This window comes from Capnocytophaga sp. oral taxon 326 str. F0382 (assembly GCF_000318295.1).
GTDB classification, from domain to species: domain Bacteria; phylum Bacteroidota; class Bacteroidia; order Flavobacteriales; family Flavobacteriaceae; genus Capnocytophaga; species Capnocytophaga periodontitidis.
In genome coordinates this window covers 99,494-120,794 of record NZ_KB291464.1, presented here as the reverse complement: position 1 = coordinate 120,794, position 21,301 = coordinate 99,494, and the positions used below count along the sequence as shown (strand labels likewise).

Annotated in this window: 17 protein-coding genes and 1 pseudogene; 17 read left to right on the top strand and 1 reads right to left on the bottom strand. The window is 35.0% G+C overall.

The features are described 5' to 3' along the window. The first annotated feature begins 7 nt into the window (after positions 1–7). The 7 genes from HMPREF9073_RS13920 to speB all read left to right on the top strand — a co-directional run bounded on the left by HMPREF9073_RS13920 (position 8) and on the right by speB (position 6,597). The gene (locus tag HMPREF9073_RS13920; RefSeq protein WP_009751125.1) at positions 8–1,360 is read left to right on the top strand and encodes a M14 family zinc carboxypeptidase; all 1,353 of its coding nucleotides are present in this window, start codon (positions 8–10) and stop codon (positions 1,358–1,360) included. 7 nt (positions 1,361–1,367) lie between these two features. Further along, a complete protein-coding gene (locus tag HMPREF9073_RS13915) occupies positions 1,368–2,150 on the top strand; it encodes a hypothetical protein (RefSeq protein WP_232212991.1) in 783 nt (260 codons plus the stop codon). A gap of 30 nt (positions 2,151–2,180) precedes the next feature. Beyond that, positions 2,181–3,005 carry an endonuclease/exonuclease/phosphatase family protein gene (locus tag HMPREF9073_RS13910; protein WP_009751123.1) on the top strand — a complete coding sequence of 275 codons (825 nt, stop codon included), beginning with the start codon at positions 2,181–2,183 and terminating at the stop codon, positions 3,003–3,005. Positions 3,006–3,019: 14 nt separating this feature from the next. Then, positions 3,020–4,210 (top strand): pyridoxal phosphate-dependent aminotransferase, encoded by a 1,191-nt coding sequence (locus tag HMPREF9073_RS13905; protein ID WP_009751122.1) that lies wholly within the window; start codon positions 3,020–3,022, stop codon positions 4,208–4,210. Positions 4,211–4,295: 85 nt separating this feature from the next. Continuing rightward, positions 4,296–5,201, top strand: coding sequence for a YitT family protein (locus HMPREF9073_RS13900; protein ID WP_009751121.1), 906 nt, complete (start codon positions 4,296–4,298; stop codon positions 5,199–5,201). Between the two features lie 57 nt (positions 5,202–5,258). Then, entirely contained in the window at positions 5,259–5,627 is a 369-nt protein-coding gene (locus HMPREF9073_RS13895) for a DUF4293 domain-containing protein (protein WP_009751120.1), read from the top strand. Positions 5,628–5,727: 100 nt separating this feature from the next. Beyond that, a complete protein-coding gene (gene speB / locus HMPREF9073_RS13890) occupies positions 5,728–6,597 on the top strand; it encodes an agmatinase (protein WP_009751119.1) in 870 nt (289 codons plus the stop codon). 16 nt (positions 6,598–6,613) lie between these two features. On the opposite strand, the gene HMPREF9073_RS13885 is transcribed toward speB, so the two are convergent. Next, entirely contained in the window at positions 6,614–8,965 is a 2,352-nt protein-coding gene (locus HMPREF9073_RS13885; RefSeq protein WP_009751118.1) for an ATP-dependent helicase, read from the bottom strand. 125 nt (positions 8,966–9,090) lie between these two features. On the opposite strand from HMPREF9073_RS13885, the gene pepE reads away from it, so the two are divergent. The 10 genes and pseudogenes from pepE to HMPREF9073_RS13835 all read left to right on the top strand — a co-directional run bounded on the left by pepE (position 9,091) and on the right by HMPREF9073_RS13835 (position 21,178). Further along, positions 9,091–9,789 (top strand): dipeptidase PepE, encoded by a 699-nt coding sequence (pepE, locus tag HMPREF9073_RS13880; protein WP_009751117.1) that lies wholly within the window; start codon positions 9,091–9,093, stop codon positions 9,787–9,789. Further along, positions 9,786–11,909, top strand: coding sequence for a Tex family protein (locus tag HMPREF9073_RS13875; RefSeq protein ID WP_009751116.1), 2,124 nt, complete (start codon positions 9,786–9,788; stop codon positions 11,907–11,909). The genes pepE and HMPREF9073_RS13875 overlap by 4 nt, the downstream gene beginning before the upstream one ends. Positions 11,910–12,148: 239 nt before the next feature. Next, positions 12,149–13,157 (top strand): annotated as a pseudogene (locus HMPREF9073_RS16605) (galactose mutarotase). Positions 13,158–13,168: 11 nt separating this feature from the next. Continuing rightward, positions 13,169–14,020, top strand: coding sequence for a hypothetical protein (locus tag HMPREF9073_RS13865; protein WP_009751113.1), 852 nt, complete (start codon positions 13,169–13,171; stop codon positions 14,018–14,020). 416 nt (positions 14,021–14,436) lie between these two features. After that, positions 14,437–15,636: an SPFH domain-containing protein gene (locus HMPREF9073_RS13860; RefSeq protein WP_009751111.1), complete on the top strand. Its 1,200-nt coding sequence runs from the start codon at positions 14,437–14,439 to the stop codon at positions 15,634–15,636. 29 nt (positions 15,637–15,665) lie between these two features. Then, complete coding sequence (locus HMPREF9073_RS13855; protein WP_009751110.1) at positions 15,666–16,376, top strand: hypothetical protein; 711 nt, start codon at positions 15,666–15,668, stop codon at positions 16,374–16,376. A gap of 12 nt (positions 16,377–16,388) precedes the next feature. After that, positions 16,389–18,236 carry a hypothetical protein gene (locus tag HMPREF9073_RS13850; RefSeq protein ID WP_009751109.1) on the top strand — a complete coding sequence of 616 codons (1,848 nt, stop codon included), beginning with the start codon at positions 16,389–16,391 and terminating at the stop codon, positions 18,234–18,236. A 12-nt stretch (positions 18,237–18,248) separates the two neighbouring features. Then, positions 18,249–19,175, top strand: a complete 927-nt coding sequence (locus HMPREF9073_RS13845; RefSeq protein WP_009751108.1) for a hypothetical protein — start codon at positions 18,249–18,251, stop codon at positions 19,173–19,175. Then, complete coding sequence (locus HMPREF9073_RS13840) at positions 19,172–20,194, top strand: hypothetical protein (protein ID WP_009751107.1); 1,023 nt, start codon at positions 19,172–19,174, stop codon at positions 20,192–20,194. Before HMPREF9073_RS13845 ends, HMPREF9073_RS13840 begins: the two co-directional genes overlap by 4 nt. An 18-nt stretch (positions 20,195–20,212) precedes the next feature. After that, positions 20,213–21,178 carry a hypothetical protein gene (locus HMPREF9073_RS13835; protein WP_009751106.1) on the top strand — a complete coding sequence of 322 codons (966 nt, stop codon included), beginning with the start codon at positions 20,213–20,215 and terminating at the stop codon, positions 21,176–21,178. Positions 21,179–21,301: the final 123 nt, after the last annotated feature.

Below are 21,301 nucleotides of genomic sequence, written 5' to 3'. Positions count from 1 at the left end.
GTATAAAATGAAATATATCACCTACATACTATCAGCCTTACTCCTTGCAAGTTGCGAAACTCATTTTTTTTCGTCTCCTGAGAAATATGAAACTCCCTTTGAAAATAAAGATGGTTTAAAAAGCTCTTCGTATGAGGAAGTGATTGATTATTACAAACAACTTTCGCAAGACTTTGCTTCTATATCTTTCAAAACAATGGGACAAACTGATAATGGTGTACCCTTGCATTTGGTGATATACAGCCCTGATGCTGAATTTAACTTCAATAAATACCGCAAAGAACGAACTATTATCTTCATCAACAATGCAATTCACGGCGATGAACCTGACGGAGTGGACGCTACGATGTTACTTTTCCGTAATTTAGCCCAAAATGAAATCAAACTTTCTGGGAATGTGATGGTAGTAACCATTCCTGTCTATAATATAGGAGGAATGCAAGAAAACAGGAAAGAGAGTGCTGCTCACTATAATTTAGACAACGATTTTGTAAAAGCTGATGTAGAAAATACTTTATCTTTCGCTAAAATCTTTCAAGAAATACAACCCGATATTTTTATAGACAACCAAGTAAGCCAAAAAGAAGAGTATCAATACACTCTTAGCTACTCATTTTCTAACAAACAAAAGTTAGGAGCTTTTTTAGGAGGGTATATTGAAAATGTATTGACACCACGCCTTGCTGATACCCTCCTGAATAGAAGTGATATTTTTAAAAAAGATACACTTCACAAACCTTTTCGACGTTTAATTGTTGATGATACTATCGGCAGAGCAAACAATGCTATTGGCTATGCTTCACTTTGGAATTGTATAGGTATTCGCTTAAATACTCATATATTTCAATCGTATAAACAACGGGTAGAAGCTAACTATGAAACTATGAAAACTATTATAGAAGTTGCCGATGCTGATAATCAGTATATTAAACAACTAAAAATAAAACAAGCTCAGACATATGCTAAAGAAGTATCATCTGAATACTACATAATTCCCAAAGCGTGGCAACAAGTAATTGCACGACTCAACGCTCACAATATAGAAATGAAAGAGCTCACAAAAGATACTTTGATGAATGTAAATTATTATCAAATAGAAGACTTTAAGACTATAACACATCCATTTGAAGGGCATTATTTGCATTATGACACCCAAGTAAGTAATCATAAAGAAAAAATGCAGTTTTACAAAGGTGATTATGTGGTACCTACTTCACAGTTTGCCAAACGATATTTGTTAGAAACCTTGGAACCTACTGCTGCTGATTCTTTCTTCAACTGGAACTTTTTTGATAGTATTTTTGGAGAAGGAGTACAAGAAGAAAATAAAATTATTTATCCAATTTACCGAAAAGAGTAATAGTATTATGAAGAACATAACTAATTATTTTATCTTCTTATGTTGTATCTTACTGATTTCTTCTTGCAAACAAAAATCTAAAGAAGAAACCTCAGAAAAGGAACTGTCTACCTCTATTTCTGATACCATTTCTCAAAAAGAACAACTTTCTTGTGAAGAATGGCTTACAAAAGTGATGCGCTCTTCAAATTTTATTCCTTTAGCTGAAGTATCTATTGCCGATTGTTATCTCTATATAGATGAAGCAGAGTTAGATAACATTACTATGTGCGTATACCTTCCTACTGATGGAGATAGCAAGACAATGCCTATAGGTTGGTTGCAATTGAATGTTACTGAGAAGAAACTTTATGATATTTTTTCAGATCCCGATAACCCTAAAGAGCTAAAGTTTAACACTTCTTTGTTAGACCAATACGATTTTGAAACATTTTGTGGAGTATCATCTCAAATAGAAGAGAAAGTTAATGAAAAACGCAAAAATTGTAAAGATATAGCTAACCATCATAATTTCACTTTTACTACTATATGTGAATACCCTAATGTTACAAACTTTACTGCCTTATATGATTCTCTTAGAGCAGTTGAAAAAGATCAGAATTTATTAAAGAAATTACCAAAAAAAGATACATTATTCACTAAAAATAAATCTATAGAAATTAAATATCGATTGTATAAAGATAGTATAACAGTGAATATGCTCTGGATTGAATCAGCAGGAAGTATTGATTACAAGATTTATAAAGAAGGAAATAAAGGAGTTACTCTAACAATTAATGCTCCAGATTAATAAAATACGACCTTTAAAATATCTACTTATATGAAACAATTATTATTTATTTTATGTATTTTACCAGCTCTTACTGTAGCACAAAATTTAAGCGTAATGACTTACAATATTCGCTATGACAACAACTACGATGGTATAAACTCTTGGACAGAAGGCAATAGAAAAGAAAAGGTATTTACCATTATCAACGATGCAAATCCTGATATCTTTGGGGTACAAGAAGCCTTAGCTCATCAGCTTAAATTCTTGGAAGAGCGTTTTCCTACCTATCAGCGTGAAGGTGTGGGACGTGATGATGGTAAAGAAGCTGGTGAACACTCAGCTATCTTCTTCAAAAAAAATCGTTTTGTCTTACTTGATAAAGGTAACTTTTGGCTCTCTCAAACGCCTGATGTACCCTCCTTAGGTTGGGATGCTACTTGCTGTAATCGCATCTGTTCTTGGGTGAAACTCAAAGACAAGAAAACAACCTTTTGGGTATTCAATCTTCATTTTGACCACGAAGGCAAAGTAGCTCAAATACAAAGTGCTGACTTGGTTTTACGAAAAATCAAAGAAATTGCCAAAAATGGGAAAGTTATTTTAATGGGTGACTTCAATCTCCCTACTGAACATCCTGCTGTACAAAAGATAGCAACACAGCTGTATGATACTCAGTTATCTCCCACTAACAAAACACCTAATATGGGTACTTTTAATGCCTTTAAAACCGATGAGCCACTGAAAGGACATATAGATTTCATTTTTACAGAAAAATCTATTAAAATCAAACAATACAAAATTATAGAAACCCGCATCGATGGTCTCTATCCCTCTGACCACTTACCTGTATGGGTACAATTACAACTAAAATAAAATAACAAAACGATATGAAACAGTATTTATCCGACCGTATCAACGCTATGGAAGTTTCGGCTACCTTAGGAATGGCAGCTAAAACACGAGAACTCAAAGCTGAAGGCAAGGATATCATCGGTCTTAGCTTAGGTGAACCCGATTTTGATATTCCTGATTTTATAAAAGATGCCGCTATTGAGGCTATACAGCAAAATTACAGCAAATACACACCTATTGACGGGTATTTGGAGCTGAGAGAGGCAATTTGTGAAAAGTTCAAAAGAGACAACAATCTCAATTACAAACCTTCACAAATTGTAGTTTCTACGGGAGCTAAACAATGCTTGGCAAATGTAGCTTTGGCTATGCTCAATACTGGTGACGAGGTGATATTTCCTGCACCTTATTGGGTGAGTTATAAGGAAATAGCTAAAATGGCAGGAGGCATTCCAATAGAGGTTCACACAACCATTGAGAATAACTTCAAAATAACTCCTGCTCAGTTAGAAGCTGCTATTACTTCTAAAACAAAAATGGTATGGTTCAATACCCCTTGTAACCCTAGTGGTTCTATCTACAGCAAATCCGAATTAGAAGCCCTTGCTGTAGTACTTAGGAAACATCCTCATATTTTCATTCTTTCTGACGAAATTTATGAATACATCAACTTCACCAATGAGAGAGTAACTAGTGTTGCTGAAATCAATGGCCTTTATGAACGTACTATTACTGTAAATGGAATGTCTAAAGCATTTGCAATGACAGGTTGGCGTATAGGTTATATGGGAGCCCCCGAATGGATTGCTAAAGCTTGTGCTAAAGTACAAGGACAAGTAACGAGTGGTGCTAACGCCATAGCACAACGAGCTTCTATTGTAGCTTTAAAAGCTCCTAAGAGCAAAATACAATATATGGTAGATGAATTCAAACGTCGGAGAGACTTAGTATTACAACTTTTAAATGAGATTGAAGGCTTTAAACTCAACATTCCTGAAGGAGCTTTTTATGTGTTCCCAGATATATCGTCTTTCTTTGGTAAAACCTTAAGAGGTCGCGTTATAAACAATGCTACTGATTTTTCTTTATATCTATTAGAAGAAGCAATGGTAGCTACTGTTACAGGAGAAGCTTTTGGAGATGCTAATTGCATTCGTTTCTCGTATGCAGCTTCTGAGAAAGATTTACGAGAAGCTATCCGTCGTATCAAAGAAAGTTTGCAATAATTTTATTTGGCAATTCAATGAAAAGTATTACTTTTGCGCCGTTTCTTAAAAATAAGAACATTTATTCTTTTAAATTCTTACATCAATGGCTATATCAGAGAGTAGAACTATTAAATACTTAAAATCTTTTTATCTAAGAGATTACCTTACTATATTTGTAGGGTTAGTATCTTACGCTGTGGGTATTACAGGCTTTATAATGCCTAATGGGATAGTAACAGGAGGATTAGCAGGTATTTGCCTTATTTTAAATTACAAATTGGGGTTAGATTTTGCTATTACCTATTGGACAATTAATATCACCCTTTTATTAATAGGTTTTAAGGCAGTGAGCAAACAGTTCACTTACCGAACTTTTATCTCCATATCTATTTTATCAGGATTGATTTGGGCAGGGAAAGAGTATTTGATGCCTTACTTTTTGGAACACCCTCCTTTGAGTGGTGATTTTCTTTCTGTAATTATGGGTGGTTTACTCTGTGGCACAGGTTTAGGTTTAGTATATTCGGCTAATGGAAGTACTGGTGGTACCGATATTATAGGATTTATACTCACTAAATATTGGAATATGAGTATTGCACGTATTCTCTTGGTAGTGGATGTGTGTATTGTATTATCCTCTTTCTTCATTTTAGAACATCAAGACAATTCAATTGAAAAAACTGTTTATGGGCTCATCCTTCTTCCATTGATGTGGCAAATGGTTGAAATTGTTATCAATGGGGCAAGACAATCAGTGCAGTTATTTATATTTTCAAAACACTACGATGAAATTGCAAACCATATCAATAGTGAACTAAAACGTGGTTGTACTATTATTGATGGTATTGGTTGGTACTCTAAATCTTCACAGAAAATAGTGATTGTAATTGCTCGTAGAACAGAAGCTACTTCTATTTTCCGCTTAGTACGTACTATAGACCCTTCAGCGTTTGTAACCAAAACAAATGTTATGGGAGTTTATGGTAATGGCTTTGATAAATTGAAATAATTTTTCCTATTTTCAAGAAAAGTAGTATATTTGCCCACTGAAAAAAAACAATAACAGATGATTCAGAGAATACAAACAGTTTATATGCTGATAGTTGCAATAGTAGCAGGTCTTCCCGTTCTTTTTGGGTTGGATTGGATCAGAACAATAGTCTTTGCCCTTTCGGCTGTATTGGCTATCTACAGCATATTTAAATATAAGAAAAGAAGTGTTCAGCAGTGGATCAACTGGCTGAATATACTTATAAATTTTACTTTACTAGGAATATTTGTATATCGAATGCTAAACTCACCTGGAGAAAGCTTTATTTCTGAGAAAGGTGTTGGGGTTTTCGCACCCGTGCTTTCTATCGTTTTTTTGTTTATGGCCAACAAGGCTATCAGACGGGACGAGAAGCTCGTAAAATCTGCAGACCGATTGCGATAGACCTATAATCTTAGTAGTGTTGTGCGTTAAAAAAATCCTAAGTATATATACTTAGGATTTTTTTATTACCTTTGCACTTTATTCGCTAAATATATAAACAATGAAAAGAACGTATGCTGGAATTCCGGAGGAAAATGCAACACTGGAAAATGCCAAAGTAATGTTAGTAACAGTACCTTATGATGGTACATCTACTTGGGGCAAAGGAGCTGACAAAGGTCCTGAATTATTTTTAGATGCCTCAGAAAATATGGAGTTATACGATATTGAAACTGATACTGAACCTTACCTCAATGGAGTGTATTTAGCAGGTGAAGTAACTGAAAGTAGTTCACCTGAAACAATGACACAAGCTGTTTATGAAAAGACCCAAGAACTATTGAAGCACGAAGATAAGCTCTTTACTCTTTTTGGTGGGGAACACTCAGTGTCTATTGGTTCAATACGTGCTGTAGGTGAGAAATATGAAAAACTCACTGTATTACAACTTGATGCTCATACTGATTTACGTCCTGAGTATCATGGTTCTACCTCTAATCACGCTTGTGCTGTGTTTGAAGCGAACCAAAAGCACAAATTGGTACAAGTAGGTATCCGCTCAATGGATGCAGAAGAAAAACAATATTTGCCTAAAGGTCGTGTGTTCTTTGCTCACGAAATTGCTAAAAATAACAATTGGATAGAGGATGTATTAGACAAAGTATCTGGTAATATATATATCACTATTGACTTAGATGCTTTTGATCCAGCAATAGCACCTTCAACAGGAACTCCTGAGCCAGGTGGTTTACAATGGTATCCTACGCTCAAACTCTTGCGTAAAGTGTTTAAAAAATGTAATGTAGTGGCATTTGATATTGTAGAACTAATGGATAGTCCGCAAGCAAAACCAACTGCTTTCTTAGCTGCAAAACTCTACTACAAAATGTTAGCTTATTATTTTAAATATAACAAGAAAAAAGGTGTCTAATAACGACACCTTTTTTCTATTCATTTATTATAGTGAGTTTTGCAAAACGCAATAGTATATTCTTCAGTCCTCCTGACTCAAAATTAACTTGTGCTTTTCTATCATTGCCTACACCTTCAAGAGCTTTGATGATTCCTTTACCGAAACGTTCGTGATAAACAGTTGTTCCTACTTCTAATTCGTTGTAGATAATTCTGTTAGGTGAAGCATTTTGTATACTATTCACGGGTTTAAGCTTGCGTAATCGCTGTTGTTCATCACCCGTAGGGGCATTTTTAGAGGGGGGGGTACCACTGATAGGCTTTTGTAAACGCAATTTACTCTTATCTACTTCACCAAAAATATCTCTATCTATCAAAGGTTTATAACGATAGTTAGGATTAGACAAAGTGGGGGTAAGATAATGTAAATAACGTTCATCTATTTCCTCTATAAACCTACTTGGTTCGGTATCTGATAGATTTCCAAAACGATAGCGTCTTTCAGCATAGGTGAGATAAGCCTGCTTTTCAGCACGTGTTAGCGCCACATAAAACAAGCGACGTTCTTCTTCTAATTCATCACGTGATTGTATACTTTTTGCCAAAGGAAAAAGATCTTCTTCCATCCCCACTATATATACATACGGAAACTCCAAGCCTTTAGCTAAGTGAATCGTCATTAAGGCTACCCGATCGTCATCTCCTATCTCTTTATCGCTATCGGTAGCTAAAGATACATCTTCTAAATATTCAGCTAAACTACCTGTACTATCCGCTACATCTTCTTGCCCAATCACAAAGTCCTTCATACCATTAAGCATCTCCTCTATATTTTCCATTTTAGCGATCCCCTCAGGAGTACCATCTTTTTTAAACTCTTGTAATAATCCTGTTTTTTTAGCTACTTGTTCTGCTACTTCAAATACATTCGCTCGCTGATTGAGTGCTTGCAAATTGAGTATCATCACCACAAAATCTGTGAGTTTTTGCTTGGTTGTACTATTAATATGTAATTCAGGTAACTTATTTACATTGTACATTATCTCAAAGATAGACTTCTTATAGTGATTGGCTGCCAATGTAAGTTTTTCCATTGTAGTTTCTCCAATACCACGAGCTGGAAAATTAATAATGCGTACCAACGCTTCTTCATCATTAGGATTGATAATCAAACGCAAATAAGCAAGCATATCTTTAATCTCTTTGCGTTGGTAGAATGAAAGTCCTCCATAAATGCGATAAGGTATATCACGTTTTCTAAGAGCATCTTCTATAGCACGCGATTGTGAATTAGTTCGATAAAGTACAGCAAATTTCCCATTAGCTAACTGGTGCTGCATCTTATTTTCAAAGATAGAACTCGCTACAAAACGTCCTTCATCGGCATCAGTAGGACTACGATGTACTTTGATAAGCTCTCCCATCTCATTTTCAGTGAATACTACCTTATCCAACCGTACTTTGTTGTGTTCAATTACACTGTTAGCTGCTTCCACTATATTTTTAGTAGAGCGGTAGTTCTGTTCCAATTTATATTCTTTAGCTTCAGGATAATCACTTTTAAAATTCAATATATTATTGATATTTGCCCCACGGAAAGCATAAATACTTTGAGCATCATCACCTACCACACAAATATTATGAAAACGGTCAGCGAGAGCTTTTACAATAAGATACTGAGAGTGGTTTGTATCTTGATACTCATCTACAAGTATGTACTGAAAGCGATTTTGGTATTTAGCTAATACTTCAGGGTATACATTCAGCAATTCATTTGTCTTCAGCAGTAAATCATCAAAATCCATAGCTCCTGCTTTAAAACATCTTTCTACATACTCCTGATAGATTTCTCCAAAACGCGGTTGCTTCCTAATAGCATCATTTTCTACAAGCTCAGGATTATTGAAATAAGCTCGTACTGTAATAAGATTATTTTTTAAAGAAGAAATGCGTTGTTGTATTTGTTTGTATTTATATACATCTTTATCCAACTCCTTTTCTTTAATAATTCCATTAATAAGTCGTTGAGAGTCTTGTGTATCATAGATAGTAAAGTTCTGAGGATAACCTAATTTATCAGCTTCAAAACGCAATATTTTAGCAAATACAGAGTGAAAAGTACCCATCCATAGATTTTTAGCCTCGCTATTGCCTACAATATCCGCAATACGTTTTTTCATTTCATTAGCTGCCTTATTAGTAAAGGTAAGTGCAAGTATATGAAAAGCATCTACTCCTTGTCGCATTAGGTTAGCAATACGATAAGTAAGCACACGAGTCTTGCCCGAACCTGCTCCAGCAATTACAATAATAGGACCTTCTTTCTGAAGTACTGCCGCACGTTGTGGTGCATTAAGTCTATTGAGTTCCTTTTCAAATGTATCCATAAATAGTGTGTTTTTAAGGGCGCAAAGGTAGCGATAATTTAGCAATTAGGCAATTTAGGAACTGATAGTAATTTTGCTTCTCTCATAATTATTTAGTACTTTTGCAGCCTAACATTCAACAATCGATGAAAAAACTTTTATTAGCTAGTACCTCAACTGTATATGGTGGTACTTACCTCTCTTATTTGCGTGATGAACTCACCAATTTTTTCCAAGAAACTAACGAAATTCTTTTTGTACCTTATGCGCGCCCTAGTGGAATTTCTCACGATGAGTATACTCAAATAGCCGCTAATTTTTTTCAACAATTAGACAAAAAGGTAGTAGGTTTACACACTTTTGTCAATCCTAAACAAGCTATAGAACAGGCAGAAGCTATTTTTACAGGAGGTGGTAATACCTTTGTATTAGTAAATGCTCTATATCAATTAGATATTATAAACTCTTTACGCAAAGTAGTATTAGGAGGTACACCCTATATGGGCACGAGTGCAGGAAGTAATATAGCAGGACAAACAATGCAAACTACTAATGATATGCCTATTGTCTATCCTCCTTCTTTCCGTACTTTAGAGCTTATTTCTTTCAATATCAACCCTCATTATCTTGATCCCGACCCTCATAGCAAACACAAAGGCGAAACTCGCGAAACACGTATTAAAGAATTTCACGTGTTCAACAATATACCAGTAATAGGGTTGCGTGAAGGCTCTTGGCTACGTGTAATGGGAGATGAAATAAATTTAAAAGGAGAATTTACTGCCCGTTGGTTTGAAAAAGATAAAGAACCAATAGAAATTAGCAATTTTGATAAATCACTATGACAAACATTCAATATATAAAAACCCAAACACAACTACCTGAAAAAGCTATTGAAAACACACTTTCACTATTAACCGAAGGCTGTACTATCCCCTTTATTGCACGCTATCGAAAAGATAGCACTCAGAATTTAGATGAAGTAGCCATTGAGCATATTGCCAAATCCCAAGCTGATTACGACAATATCTGTAAGCGCAAAGAAACAATTCTCTCTTCTATTGAAGAACAAGGAAAGCTTACAGACGAATTGCGCAAACGTATTGAGAACTCTTTTGAGCTCAATGAATTAGAAGACCTATACCTACCTTACAAAAAACGGCGTAAAACCAAAGCCGATGTAGCCAAAGAAAACGGCTTAGAACCTCTTGCAAAACAGATAATGAGTCAGCGTGTAACCGATTTGGAACTATTAGCAGGGCGTTACCTTTCCGACAAAGTACCTACTGAAGAAGATGCTTTACAAGGGGCTTCGGATATTATAGCTGAATGGATTAACGAGAATACGTTTATACGTCGCACTCTTCGCCGAATATTCCAGCGCAAAGCAATCATCAGTAGCGAAGTAGCCAAAGGTAAAAACGAAGAGGAAGAAGCTCAGAAATACGCTCAGTATTTCGATTGGGAAGAAGCCCTTAACAAAGCACCCTCTCACCGTGTATTAGCAATGTTGCGTGCCGAAAAAGAAGGATTTGTAAAACTAAAAGTACAAGTAGATAGTGAAGAAACCTTACCTTTTATGGAAGAAAACATCATAAAGAGTAGGGGAGAAGTAGCCGATTTCTTGAAGAAAACGGTAAAAGACAGCTACAAACGCTTATTAGAGCCTTCTATTTCCAATGAAACACTACAAGAGGCAAAAGATAAAGCCGATGCGAAAGCTATCAGTGTGTTTGCCGAGAACCTCTCACAGTTGTTATTAGCGTCTCCTTTGGGTGAAAAGCGCATTTTGGCTATTGACCCAGGATATCGTACAGGTTGTAAGGTAGTGTGTTTAGATGAAAAAGGCGACCTTTTGCAGCACGATGTTATCTACCCTCACGCTCCCCAGAATGATATGACTATGGCTACCAAAAAGCTCAGCACAATGGTTTCTCAATACAATATCCAAGCCATTAGTATAGGCAATGGTACTGCTTCTCGTGAAACAGAGTCGTTTGTAAGAAGTATTGCTTTCCCTAAAAAGGTGGAAGTATTTGTGGTGAGTGAAGCAGGAGCATCGGTCTATTCAGCTTCTAAAATAGCTCGCGATGAGTTCCCCGATTACGATGTAACTGTACGTGGGGCAGTATCCATAGGCAGGCGTCTTGCCGACCCATTAGCTGAATTAGTGAAGATAGACCCTAAGAGCATAGGAGTAGGTCAATACCAACACGATGTAAACCAGTCATTATTGAAAGAGGAGCTCGATGCAACCGTAGTGCGTTGCGTGAACAAAGTAGGGGTAAACCTCAACACAGCAAGCAAATCACTACTCAGTTATGTATCAGGAATAGGGGAGAAGATGGCTGAAAACATAGTAGCTTACCGCTCGGCTAATGGTGCTTTTAGTAAGCGAGAAGACTTAAAAAAGGTACCTCGTTTGGGTGATAAAGTATACCAGCAGGCAGTAGCTTTCTTACGTGTACATAATAGTGAGAACCCGCTCGACAATTCAGCAGTACACCCTGAAGCCTATCCTATTATCAAACAAATGGCGAAGGACATAGGTATCTCAGTTGCACAACTTATAGGTAACAAGCAAGCTATTGCCACTATTGATATTCAAAAGTACAAAACAGATAAGGTGGGTGAACTTTATTTGAAGGACGTATTAAAGGAATTAGAAAAACCAGGGCTCGACCCTCGTACTACTGCTAAAGCCTTTGCCTTCGACCCTAATGTAAAAACCTTTGATGATGTACGTATAGGAATGATATTACCTGGTATAGTAAACAATATTACTGCCTTTGGTTGCTTTGTGGATATAGGTGTTAAAGAAAGTGGATTGGTACACATCTCTCAACTGAAAGAAGGTTATGTCTCTGATGTAAATGAAGTAGTTAAACTCCACCAACAAGTGCAAGTAAAAGTTATAGAGAAAGACGAAGTGCGCAAACGTATTTCACTAAGTATGGTGTGGTAATGAAAATTATTTCAATTCTTCTATAAGAGAAAAATATAGATTTCTAGTATTTAGTTAGAAAAATAAAAATCTTTATTAAGTATCTATTAGACAATCAGAATTTAAGAGTTAGAGACAGCTCTAACTTCTTTTTATGAGTATATATGTTATCAAAAAAATTCATAGCTTCTCTAAATTTTAATTTTTTTGACTATAATTCTTAATTATTTCATACATTTGTGGCCAAAATAAGCTTAATAATGAAAAAAGTATATCATAAAGAACAATTACAAACCATTAACTTGCGCAATGCTAACGGAATGGAGGTAAGTATAATGAACTTTGGTGGAATCATTAACTCCATAAAAGTACCAGTAAATGGGAAAATAGTAGAATGTGTATTAGGATTTGATACCTTTGAAGAATATGTAAGTGATACTTATCGAGCTGAATACCCTTATTTAGGAGCAATCATCGGTCGTAATGCAGGACGTATTAAGTATGGAAAGGTAATTATCGAAGGAAAAGAAATACAACTACATTGCAATTTGGGTGAAAACCAAATACACGGAGGCTTTATAGGCTTTGATAGTGTATTTTGGGAAGTGATTGATCAAGTAAAAGGTGAAAATTCTTCTGTAACTTTACGATATGTTAGTAAAGAAGGTGAAGAAGGCTACCCTGGTGAGGAACTGTATTAGTTACTTATATGCTTACTACTGACAATCGTTTACGAATAGATTACCACGGAATTACTACTGCCCCTACTTACTCAACTTAACTCAACACACTTATTTCAACCTCAATGAGAATGATAATAATGTTCTCAACAACACACTACAAATAAAAGCTGAAAAATACGTTCCTTTAGAGGAAGGTTTTTTCACGCCTACTGGCGAGCGCCCTTCTGTAGTAGGTACACCTTTAGATTACCGCAACGGACAGAATGTATATCCTCACACCGATAATTCCTTTATACGTGAAATATCTGCTGACGAGGTAATGGCAACTCTCATTAATGGAGAGGGAACTTTAAAAATGCAAGTACGTACCAATCATCCTGTGTTACACATCTATGCAGGTTATTATTTGCCAGAGTTACATCCTGCACACCGCAAAACTTTAGGGCAAAACAAAGGTATCTGCTTTGAGGCTCAAGGCTATGCCGATGCTACTAAACATCCTCAGTTCAACAATGTAGTGCTACTACCCAATGAGGTATATGAGTTTTTCACAGAGTTTAAATTCCAAGTAATAGATAAAAAATAGCAAGTGAAAAAATGAAATATTTAGCAACTAAAAATCCGTATTTTAATGTCTCTGGGCTTACATCCTCAGAGGCTAATTATGTATGTGAGCGTATTAAAGAACGACTAAAACCCATTCAAGATCTTGTTAGCTCTATTGAAACTCATACCTCCAGCATTGATGGAGAACCTTTAGATACTTTCACAAAGGTAGATGATATAGGTGGTAAACTCAATGAAATCGGCTCATTATATGCCATTTCAGCTTATTTACGATCGGCTATCAAAGAAAAAGATAATCGTTTAGAAATAGTCAACAAAAAACTAAACGAAATACTTGTCAAAGCTGAAGAGGAGGTTAAACCTATTGATTATGAACCTCTCAACCTGCTTAAAAACGTGACTATCGACGATTATCTCAAAACTCTTTCCTTAGAAGATATGGTTTGTTATAAAGAGGCAGAAGCTAAAGCTGCTCATATAGGAAAATACATTCATAATTTTGATGAGGTACGTAACCAACTCAATAAAAAAGAACTTATTACCTTTAAAGAAGTAGGCGAGCAAGTCTTCAAGGTTAAAAACACTCCTTTGTACGAACTCTCTGAACTACAACAGTTACAAGAACAGCTTCTGGCTGAACATCGTGAGTACGAAAGTGAAGTAAACTTCTATAAAACACAATTCCGTACTTACCAGAACAATTGTAAATTGCAATATGAACAAGAGTTACAATGCTTGTTACAAGAACGTCAAGCAAAAGTAAATGCTTTGGTTGTAGAAAAGACTGCAGAGCTTACTAAACTCAAAGAAACTATTGCTAATTACAGAATAGTAGTACCAAATGTTTACAAAGAAACTATTGGAAGGCTGCTAAAAAAATAAGGTTAGGAACAAAACAAAATAGTTAACTTATAACAGATTTGCTTTGTACTTATTTAGAAAACTACAAATCGGATTTCATTTGATAGCAAACACACCTCATAGGATATTCTCGCTTTATACCCAAAATAGTTTTAAAAGGGAATGGTGTTGCTCCCAAAAAAGAGAGTTTATCACCCTCTCATCAAAAACTTCACTTTAGACTTTGCCTTTGTGGGTATAGAGGTCTTAAACTTTATTTTTGTCATCGGCTGTGTTCCGTTTTGTAGTTCTCACTTATATAATTCATCAATTCGTTAATGTAGAAAAAAATAGACAATTATATTTTTTATTAAAGAAATATTAAATATTTGTATTTTTTATTACCTTTGCAAAGTAATAATAATGTAGTAGTGTATAACAAAAAAACATTAAAGATTATGGCTATAATTGATGTCGTGAGCTGGTCTCCTCAAAGTAGTAGAGTAGTTTATGCTTGGAAATTCCCCGAAACTAATTTAGCTACTTATACCCAACTAATTGTACAAGAATCTCAAGAAGCTGTATTGTTTTCTAAAGGGCAAATCATAGGAAAATTTGGACCTGGAAAGTACACCCTCAACACTGAAAATATACCCATTTTGCGTAATTTATTCGGAATTCCTTTCGGAGGAAAAAATCCCTTTACTGCAGAAGTATGGTTCGTAAACAAAGTTCAATCGTTTAGTATTGATTGGAATGTGAGTGGAATGCCCATACACGACCCTGATTATAACACCCAATTACCCCTTGTAGCCGTTGGTAGATATGGTTTGAAAGTAAACGACTCCGAAATATTCCTCCTTAAAGTTGTAGGCACAAAATCTGAATTTACACAAGATGACCTTACAAATCAATTTTTTGGAGAATTCTCTACTAAAACAAAATCACAAATAGCCCAATATGTTATCAAACATCGGGTAGGGTATAAATATATTTCAGCTTTTTTAGATGAATTATCAGGCTATCTCAAAAATGTACTCAATCCTTTTTGGACGAACTTAGGTTTAGAACTCCTTCAATTCAATATCACTAATATCGATATTGATAAATCTACTGAAGAAGGTAGAAAGGTAGCTGAGGCGATTGCTACCCAAGCCTCAATGTCAATTACAGGACACACTTGGCAACAAGAGCAAATGTTCAATACTGCCAACAATGCGATTGAAGGATTCGGAAATGGCAATGGAGGTTTATTAGGAGGATTAATGGCAATGAGTATGATGGGAGGTATGAATAATTCTGGAATGGCAGGAGGAATGATGCAACCTCAATATAACCAACCTACTTTTGGAGGTAATCAACAAGTAGGACAACAAGGAGAACAAGCTCCTATAAAAATGGTTTTCTGTTCTAATTGTGCGAAAAAATATCCAAGTAATAGTAGTTTTTGCCCTCATTGTGGCAATCCTTACAATCCTTGTCCTAATTGTGGTGCCGACAACGATACTAATGCCAAACGTTGTGTGAGTTGTGGCACCCAATTACAACAAACAAACAATACTACTCCTGAGCAAACTATAGCCGATGTTTGTAATCGTTGTGGAACTGTATTCCCTCCTTCAGCAAAGTTTTGTCCAAAATGTGGGAATAAACGATAATATTCATCAAACAAATAATAGGTAACAAAATGAATACACGTCGAAAATTATCATTAATAGCCTTAGTTTTAGGTGAAATATTGTTGATAACAGCCTTTCTGTTATTGGGTACAAATTTAGCTACGAATATACTTATTCTAAATATTGTAGTAGCCTCATTAGTCTATGCCTTATTTTTTGTTGACGTACTCTTCCCTTGTATACGTTTAGGAAAACAACAGTCTATTGAAGTAGGATCATTGGGTGTAAGATGGTTTTTCACTTGGATTTATGCCTTTGCTGCAATAGGAGTAATGTTATGTGCTAATATATTCTTCAGTTGGTTCTTTGTCCTGCAATTCGTTATACAAGCAACCCTTATTTTCTTACTAATTTTAGGTATGATTGCTGTATTATCAGCAGCCGATAGAGTAGGGGAGGTGCCTATCTCTGAAAATAGTATTAGGTCTGGTGTTTCTGAAATGAAACAAGTGATGAACAATTTAAAAATACAAATCAGTACACTCCCCGATTTACCAGAAAATCTTGTACACCGAATTAATTCTTTAAATGAAAACTTGCGATACATTTCACCTGCAAATACAATAGAAGCTCGTGAAATAGAAAATCTTTTTTGCCAAGAAGCTAACAATATGTTAATCGTTATCAGTAATTATAAGTACAATACAACAACCATTGAAAATCATCTAAAAAAAATGGAAATGTTATATCAAAACAGAAAATCAGTCTATTCAATTTAAAAAACCAAAAATATGTTAGGAAAAATCTTTTCAGAATCCGATAGTATCTATCACGATCAAGCTAAAGTACTATTAGATTATTATAGCGCAGCAGCTGAAAAAATAGTAGCCGAAGAGGAACGTATCGAAAAACAAATTGCAATTTTGGAAGAAGAAAAAACAATGTTGCGAAAACAAATGGATGGACTTTGGGTATGGTTTCTCACCTTAATATTTTTCTTTGTGTATTATATTAAAAAAAATACCCTTGAAAAAGAAATTGCCGACAAAGAAATACGTATTGTTGAGTTCAAGAAACAACATAGCGAAATCTTTAGAGATTACAAAGTAACCAAACTTGGTTTAGCTTATGTACCTATTGCTGAACAAATAAAATACACTGATAAAAGTTTTATAGTAGATTATACAGGACAAGTAGACGAATCTGAAGTTGTACTTCAAATCCCTCGTCAAAACGATTTACTAGTTGAAACCATTGAAAAACTTGAAAAACTATCAGAACAAGCCCCTATAGTAGAAACTTCTTATGATACTGAAACTATTGAAACCGACCAATACTCTACTTCATTCCAAAAAATCAATCAACACGATTATTTTGGAAGTTTAGAACGTTCATTGCGTACCATTTCCTATTGTATGGATGATTTGAACACTACTTCAGTATCTTTGCCTTTAGTAGCCGATAAGAGCGAGTATTTAGCTTACCTAAATGAATATGCCACCGATAATGTTCCACAGGGTGCTGTTATAATTCCTGTTTTCAACAAAGAACGATATGCCGATAGTATCAACAAATTTCAGGAAATCAATCAACTAAGAGATTCTTTATCTAATAAAACTGAGCAATTCGAAAATATATTAAAGAGTTTGATGCTTACTATAGCTACTTCTGTACAAGCTATTTCAGCACTGAAAGTAGCTTCAGCTAACAAATTGATTACTACTTCTAACAAAGTGTTATATCAACTCTTGAAATCTCCTTATAATCATTATTCACCTATTTTAGAACACGAAGAAATAGAACGTATTCGCAATGAGAAGTTTGATTATAGCGAATCTGTACAAGAGTACATTCCTTTCCATCTAAAACAGAGTTCTCGTGTGTATTACAACCTAACTTCAGGAATGTGGACTGCAGAAGATGGTAGCACTACCAATCTTCCTTTTGGAGTACATCAAATCTATGAAGAAATTGTAGCTCCTATGGTACAAAACTTAATGCAAGAAAACCGATTGGAACGCCTCAAAATCTACAATCATATTCACGACCAAAAAACACATTATCTAAATGAGTGGCATAAAGATACCGAAGCTTTCTATCGCTCAAACCGATTGGAAAGTGCCGATATCATCAACTTAATGCAAGAAAATTTGCGAAAATACGTAGCTGAATACAACACTTTGATTTCTTACCAACGCACTGAAGATAGTATGATACAAACAGAAGATAACTTAAATAGTGCAATAGTGAATGTAACCGACAATTCAGCTGAAACTCTTGCTGCTTTTGAGATGCAATCTCAAGAATTTAAAACAATACAAGATAACTTCGAGGAATATATGGAACGCCTAAAAGAGGATATAGAACTCAAAGCTATGAAGTTTGGACATATAGAGTATTACGATGCTAAATTGCGCGACGGGTACTCTAATGAAATAGCGGTAGCTACTAATGAAGTGCGTGACTTAGACAATCGCCGAAGACCTCTTGCTCTTGTAAATCCACTTTTTGCTAAAACATCTGAATTACCACCTGTGCCTAATGTAGAGGAAGTTACTTTTGAACACATTTCATTAAACTTACCTGCTATAGCTAAAAATGCACTCAACAATTTGAATAATTTCAGTAATAACAAATAAAACTATAGAATTATGGCTCGAATTGATTGTGTAGTAGACACCCAACCAATGGCAGAAGAAATAAAATCTGTCTCCCATCAGATAAATGACACTACCACAGCCGTGGTAGCAATGAAAGCTGCTATAGTTTTAGCTGAACAACAAGCAGCTGATATGGTATGCAGAAATGTAAACAAAGGATTTTATACCCTTATGCGTTCCCAAATATCTCAAAAAATAGCTAAACTGCAAAGCGAAGTCGATTCACAACTGATGCAACTCAACACACAGCGCAAACAACTTTTAGCAATTAAAAATCGTATGGAACGCAATTACAATATGCTTTCTAACAGATATTTAAAACTATTCAACGGAATAAACCAAAATCTCAAACAACGCATTTTAGAACTTGACCGTCCTGTGTTTAATTTTGCAGTTCAAGAAGTAGAAAAAGTATCAAATAGAACTAAATACTTAGCTGCCACAGTACCTATTTCTCAGTTAGAATCGCTCATTACAAGTCAGCAGATTGTAATATCTAATGTAAAATATCGTGCAGAAAAAGTGATTGAGTCAATGACTAACTTTTTAGCGAATACTTCTGAGCAAAAAAAATTATCAGAACGTGTATTACTAAAAAATGAAAAAGTTCAAAATACAACATTACTTATACCTATCTTAGTATGTGAATCCAATTTCGACAGCTTTGATAATAAAAAACTCGAAGTAATTGTCTGTAAAGAACAACTTAACGCCTCTGTACAATCAGCAATGAAAAATATACTAAATCAACACTTAGAACAACTAGTATGGAATGATGCCTGCGAGCCTCACCAAGAAGTAAAAAGTGAATTTAGTAAGATGCTTGCAACTAGCAATACCTCACAACGAGTGAAAGATATGGCTAACAAACTTTTTACAGCAACTCATTTCCAAACCATTAAAAACGAACAGCTATGAGTTATACTAAAACCATTAGAAAAACCGTGAGAATTCCCTATTCGGGGAGTGTGTCGTATGGCCCTTCACAAAATGGAGGTAGTGTGAGATATAGTGGCACTGTAACTGAGAAAATAGAGGTAAATGTAGAAGTAGATACAGATCCTTTTGAAAAAAGTATCAATGATTGTAACCAATCGGTAGGTGGACTTACAGAAGCTGTTGTAGCTACCGAAGTTGCTCAAATAGCTTCAATAAATACCAATGCTAAAAAAGTAAGCGGTGCCATCATTAAAGGTTTTTTCAGTACAATCCGTTCAGAAATTACTCAGCAAATAGCAGAACTACAATCACAAGTTGATGCAACGCTCATACATTTGCGCGGACTTGCCCAACGCTGTGTAGAGAAACAAAAGCAGATGGAAAGAGATTACAATAGCATTGCTAAACGCTATTTAAAAACTTTTGAAGACCTGAATAATGAACTCTCTAATCGCATATATGAACTGAATAAACCTGCCTTTACTTTCAGCAAACAAAGCAATCAACAAAACAATCGTGCTTGTGAGAACGATTTAGTGAGTACTGTAACTATTTTTGCTAAAGAGGAAGCTGAATTAGTAGCGCAAGTCAGTGCTTCAGTAGCCAAAAAAAGAGCACTTGATACTATTGAAAAGGTTAATACTTTTTTGCAAAAACAAAAACAGTTAGAAGAGCTTATCAACCTAAATATGCTAAAAGAAAGCAAAAATGCTACAGCATACACTCCTATTTGTTTTATAGAAACGGAAAACGAACAAAAACAAATAGATAAAAAGCTGTATCAACAAGAGTTTATTCCTCAGATGCCAACAAATGAGCTTATAGATAACTTTTTGAAGCAGAATTGGTATAAATTACCTGAAGAAAACACCGTACAGATTGAAAGGTATTTCAACATTGAAGTAGATAATCGTTATTCCAATATCGATAAGCATAGTTCACGAGTGAAAGCTCATATTTTAAAAATGCTACAACTCAATGAAATAGAATGTATATAACCATAAAATCACCTTATAATGAAAGAATTAAAAGAAATTCGTTTTAACGAAAACAATATACAACTAAAGGACAATTTAGTAAAAGGAAGCATATTACCTGAAAAAGTAGCAGAGCTCACTCGTACCATTACAGTACAAGGAGATACAGTGATAGAAGGCCCTGTATACGCTCATAAACTCGAAATACAAAATGGAGACTTAGAAATCCAAGGTGCCGTCTTTACTCAATTAGAACTCTATGTGAATAGTGAAGCTCAAGGCAATGTAGCTTTCCTAAAAAGTGTAGGTTCTGCTAACTCTATTGTTTCAAGAGCTGATAAATTAAAACTTACATTTCATTCCGATATCAATGCTAAAAGTGTAACTCTCTATAATGCTTTTATAGCAGGTAGTATCTATGCCGATGAAATTGTATTAGATAATTGTGTTGTGTGTGGAGGAGTATTTGCTACTCAACAAATAGACTTGAAAAATAGTGCGGTTGGTACATTCAACACTCCTTCTATACGTATAGAAGGCTCTGTGTATCTATTACTTCCAAGCGCTTTTTCTATAGAGAAAATGCTTGCTACTGCCAATGCGCAACTATACAACCTCAGTTTAGCTGATTTAGGAGCTCTCTACAAAGGATTACCTCAAACACCTAATTCAGGAAAAATAACAATGGATATTGAAACTGATGAGGTAAAAAGCACTCTTGTAAATAACGAAATACAGAAAACTCTTCGCAGTTATACTGTTGTGGGCAAAGTATTAGCTGTAGATTTGATAGATACCGATAAGTTTGAAAACCATTTCTTACTTACTGCAGCAAGTTTAGGAGATCAGCTTCTCAAAACTTATGATTTAGGAGTAGATAAAAATGGTAATACGGCAACTCTTACTCTTAATAAAATCCGTGACTTCTTTTTTGATATTCTCAATGGCAAAATAAGTGTTCAAGATATTGATGGCAAGTTTGATATTTCACAGTTAAATAAGTAGTCTTACTCTTTTTTGTTGTAGTGTTATTTTATTTTTGTATTTTTGCCCTCTGAAAAATCGCTAAGAATAAAGGTAAGTTGCATTCACAACTCTTTACCTTTTATCTCTTACCTCTTAACTATA